The sequence below is a fragment of the Thiomonas sp. 13-64-67 genome (genome assembly GCF_002282795.1).
In the GTDB taxonomy this organism is placed as follows: domain Bacteria; phylum Pseudomonadota; class Gammaproteobacteria; order Burkholderiales; family Burkholderiaceae_C; genus Thiomonas; species Thiomonas arsenitoxydans.
In genome coordinates, this window is sequence record NZ_NCKP01000096.1 from 1 (window position 1) to 4405 (window position 4405).

The 4405-nt window shown below is 61.3% G+C and carries 5 protein-coding genes; 4 read left to right on the forward strand and 1 reads right to left on the reverse strand.

Features of this window, described 5'->3' with window-relative positions; all coding sequences use genetic code 11:
- The first annotated feature begins 86 nt into the window (after positions 1–86).
- The 3 genes from B7X30_RS14850 to B7X30_RS14860 all read left to right on the forward strand — a co-directional run bounded on the left by B7X30_RS14850 (position 87) and on the right by B7X30_RS14860 (position 2259).
- Positions 87–398 carry a hypothetical protein gene (locus B7X30_RS14850; RefSeq protein WP_286731630.1) on the forward strand — a complete coding sequence of 104 codons (312 nt, stop codon included), beginning with the start codon at positions 87–89 and terminating at the stop codon, positions 396–398.
- A gap of 75 nt (positions 399–473) precedes the next feature.
- On the forward strand, positions 474–1778 hold the full coding sequence (locus tag B7X30_RS14855; RefSeq protein ID WP_286731631.1) for an MFS transporter: 1305 nt from the start codon (positions 474–476) through the stop codon (positions 1776–1778).
- Between the two features lie 34 nt (positions 1779–1812).
- The gene (locus B7X30_RS14860; RefSeq protein WP_286731633.1) at positions 1813–2259 is read left to right on the forward strand and encodes a DUF3617 domain-containing protein; all 447 of its coding nucleotides are present in this window, start codon (positions 1813–1815) and stop codon (positions 2257–2259) included.
- A 109-nt stretch (positions 2260–2368) separates the two neighbouring features.
- Here the strand turns inward: B7X30_RS14860 and aceA are convergent, their stop codons facing one another.
- The gene (aceA, locus tag B7X30_RS14865) at positions 2369–3676 is read right to left on the reverse strand and encodes an isocitrate lyase (RefSeq protein ID WP_013105743.1); all 1308 of its coding nucleotides are present in this window, start codon (positions 3674–3676) and stop codon (positions 2369–2371) included.
- Between the two features lie 402 nt (positions 3677–4078).
- Here aceA and B7X30_RS14870 point away from each other — a divergent pair.
- A partial coding sequence (locus B7X30_RS14870; RefSeq protein WP_286731636.1) for a chromate transporter occupies positions 4079–4405 on the forward strand: 327 nt, incomplete at its 3' end.

Here is a 4405-nt window from a genome sequence, read left to right on the forward strand (position 1 = left end):
ACCGCCATGCGCCTGATGGCCTCGAGCGTTTTGTGGTCCAAAGTCCGTCCATCTCGCTTCATATCCATGAGATGCACTGACCCTCCATGAGTTCCCCTTCTTGTCGACTTATTTATCGACTGGTGAGTAATACCCGGTTTACCTGGATTCTGCTGCTGCTCGGCCTCGCCGGGCTTGCTTCGCAAGGGCTGTCCATCGCCTGCGTCGGCTGGGTAAACGCCAGCGCCTTGCTGCCCGATTGTTGCGGTTTGGGCTGTGCTGCGCGCATGCTCTCTGCTGACGGGCTTTGGTGGCTCAATCTGGCCTGGCTGCTGCTGGCGCTGACCGTCATCGCAGCCTGCGCTGCGGCGATCTGGCGGCTGGCTTTGCCAAAACGCAGCAAGCAAAAAACTCCGTAACGCTGTTTGCATTCTGAAACATGCCGGATTCGCGCCTTCCGGTAGATTGCTCGTAAACAAACACGAGGAGACTCTATGACAGTCGCGTCCATCGCCCCGGTCAACAAGACATCGCATATCGCCATCGCCAGCTTCATCGGCACGGCCATCGAGTTCTACGACTTCTACGTTTACGCCATTGCCGCGGCGCTGGTCATCGGGCCGGTGTTCTTTCCCAGCGCCTCGCCCACGGCGCAAACGCTCAACGCCTTTGCCACTTTCGGCATCGCGTTTCTGGCGCGGCCGGTCGGCTCCTTTTTGTTCGGACATTTCGGCGATCGATTCGGCCGCAAGTCCACCTTGGTCGCCACGCTGCTCACCATGGGCGTGTGCACCACGCTCATCGGTCTGCTGCCCGGATATGACCGCATCGGCGAGCTGGCTCCGTGGTTGCTGGTCATTCTGCGCATCGGCCAGGGGCTGGGGCTCGGTGGCGAATGGGGCGGCGCGGCGCTGCTCGCCACCGAAAACGCGCCCAAACATCGCCGCGGTCTGTTCGGCATGTTTCCCCAGCTTGGGCCCTCCATCGGCTTTCTCGTGGCCAACGGTCTGTTTCTGCTGCTGGGACTGCTGCTCAGCCACGAACAGTTCATGGCCTGGGGCTGGCGCATTCCCTTTCTGGTCAGCGCCGTGCTGGTGCTCATTGGCCTGTATGCGAGACTCAAACTCACTGAAACCCCCTTGTTCCAGGCAGTCGCCAAGCAACCCCGACGCGTTCCGCTGACCGAACTGCTCAGCGGCCACCTCAAGCCGCTGATACTCGGCTCGTTGTCTATCGTGGTCTGCTACGCCTTGTTCTATATCAGCGCGGTGTTCGTGCTGAGCTATGGCATCGGCACCTTGCATCTGCCCAAGCCGACGCTGCAGGCCTGGTTGATGTTGGCCATCGTCTGCATGGCCGTGGCCACCGTGTTGTCGGCCTGGGCCAGCGACGCCCTGGGGCGACGCGCCGTCTTGGTCGCGTCAGCCGGGGCCGCGGTGCTCTGGGGTTTCGCTCTGGCACCGCTGCAGGGCTCAGCCACCACCACGGGCGTAGGAATATTTCTGTGCGGCGCCCTCTTTCTCATGGGCATGACCTATGCGCCGCTGGGCGCGATGCTGCCCGAGATTTTTCCCACCACGGTGCGCTACACCGGCTCGGGCGCGGCCTACAACCTCGGTGGCATTCTCGGGGCCTCGCTTGCCCCCTATGTCGCTCAGGTGTTGGTGGCGCATGGCGGGCTGAGCTGGGTAGGCGGCTACATTTCAGTTGCGGCCGTCATCAGCCTGCTCGCCGTTCTGGGGCTGGGTGAAACCCGGCACCGCGATCTCGCTCAAACCGAGTCTGTTTCCATTTCCTGATGATTTGCGGGCCCTGTGCCCTGGAGGTCTTTTGATGCGCCATACCACCCTGGGTTTGATGTTGGTTTTCGCCGGATTGAGCGCCACCGCGTCCGCCAAAGATGCGCCCATGGAGCCCGGGCTCTGGAGCATGGAGATTCACGGCACGACTCGCGTCGATCCGAACCTGAGCGTGCCGATGCAGCGCGATGTCAAGATCTGCGTCAAACCGGGGCAAAAACCGGAGAGCGTGGTGGTGCCGATGGACGGCAAGCAGTGCACACGTGAGCAAGCCACCTTGGCCGATGGCGAGACGCAATGGACCTTCCACTGCGATTTGCCGCAGGCCAAGGTCACGCAGACCGGCACCTTCCGCACAGGCCCAGCAACATTCGAGTCGAAATGGAGCATCACCAGCGTCGCCCCCTCCGGCGCAACGACTCAATCGGACATGCAGGTGAACGGCAAGCGCCTGGGCAGCGATTGCGGCGACGTGAAGTAAGAATTCACGCCCCAACATTGGAAAAAAAAACCGCCTCAAGCATTCTTGAGGCGGCTGCGTCTCCTCGGCGGGCCGAGGCCAACCCGGCCTGGCCCACTCTTCTCCAGTCTCAGGCCACTTTGCGGTCGAAGAACTGCTCGTCTTCGGTCGAACCCTTGAGCGCGGCGGTGGAAGCCTCGTTCTCGATCGTCGTGGTGACGGCGTCGAAATAGCCGGTACCGACCTCGCGTTGATGCTTGACCGCGGTGAAGCCCTTGGGCGCTGCGGCGAACTCGGCCTCTTGCAACTCGACGAAGGCGCTCATCTGGTTGCGGGCATAGCCGTAGGCCAAGTTGAACATCGAATAGTTCAGCGCGTGGAAACCGGCCAGGGTGATGAACTGGAATTTGTAGCCCATGGCGCCCAATTCCTTCTGGAACTTGGCGATGGTGGCATCGTCGAGGTTCTTCTTCCAGTTGAAGGACGGCGAGCAGTTGTAGGCCAGCATCTTGCCGGGGAACTTGGCATGAATGGCTTCTGCGAAGGCCTTGGCGTAGGCCAGGTCGGGCTTGCCGGTTTCGCACCACACCAGATCGGCATAGGGCGCGTAGGCCAGACCGCGGGAGATGGCCTGCTCCAGGCCGGGCTTGGTGCGGTAGAAGCCTTCGACCGTGCGCTCGCCGGTGCAGAAGGGCTTGTCGGTATCGTCAACGTCGGAGGTGATCAGGTCGGCCGCTTCGGCGTCGGTGCGCGCCACCAGCACCGTCGGCACGCCCATGACGTCGGCCGCCAGGCGCGCGGCCACGAGCTTGGCAACAGCCTCGCGAGTCGGCACCAGCACCTTGCCGCCCATGTGGCCGCATTTCTTCACCGAGGCCAACTGGTCTTCGAAGTGCACGCCGGCGGCGCCAGCCTCGATCATGGACTTCATCAGCTCGAAGGCGTTGAGCACGCCGCCGAAACCGGCTTCGGCATCGGCCACGATGGGGGCGAAATAGTCGATGAAGCCTTCGTCACCGGGCTGCTTGCCTTCCATCCACTGAATCTGATCGGCTCGGGTGAGGGTGTTGTTGATGCGCTTGACCACGCTGGGCACCGAGTTGGCCGGATACAGCGACTGGTCGGGATACATCTCGCCAGCCAGGTTGGCATCACCCGCCACTTGCCAGCCCGACAGGTAGATGGCCTGCAGGCCGGCCTTGACCTGCTGCATGGCCTGGTTGCCAGTCAAGGCGCCCAGGGCGTTGACGAACGGCATGTCGTGCATCTGCTTCCAAAGACGATCCGCACCGCGACGGGCCAGCGTATGCTCAACCATCACCGAACCACGCAGGCGCACCACTTCCTCTGCGCCATAACCGCGCTTGATGCCCTTCCAGCGCGAGTTCTGCGCCCAGTCCTGTTCCAACGCTGCCACTTGCTGTTTGCGATCTGCCATCTTGCTTCTCCGGGTGAATGAAAATTCGATGCCTGAGCGTAGTTGACTTTTGCGGCGCAGCATAGTCTTGTGTCTTATATAAGAGATAATTTTATGTCTTTATAGATCAATGATTTAAATTATATTTTTTGCAATACGGAACATTTTTTTGCTGAGTGAAACCCTCAGGTCTGCGTTGCAGCAGGCTGTTTTCACATCACGATTTCCAAATTTCGCATTGTGAGAAATGCGCCCGTCCCGAAAGCCTTCGCTACCCTCGACTCTCCCCTCTCAAGGAAACGCAGGGTCGCCCCAAGTTTCCTTGCCCCCACGGGGGGCTGGGCGCAGTCCAGCCCTGGGGGCGCTCAGGGGGCTAGAAACTTTTGTGGCGGCCCGGCGAGTTCTCTTTAACTTCCTCGTTCCATGACTTCCCTACCCTCTGCGGACAAACCGGCCGATCCGAGTCGCCCGACCGCCACCCCCCATCAGTCGCCGCGTCACAAGGCCGAATTGTTTTGGGTGTTCAACCACCTCACCCTGCTGGGGGTTGGCGGGGTATTGCCGTTTGCTCAGCGCATTCTGGTGGAAGACAAACGCTGGTTGAGCAATGGAGAGTTCGTCGAGATGCTCAGCCTGAGCCAAGTGCTTCCCGGGCCCAACCTGATCAATCTTGCCCTGATGGTCGGGCAGCATTTCTTCGGCTGGCGCGGGGCGGCCGTGGCCCTGGCGGGCATGCTGGTCGCGCCGCTG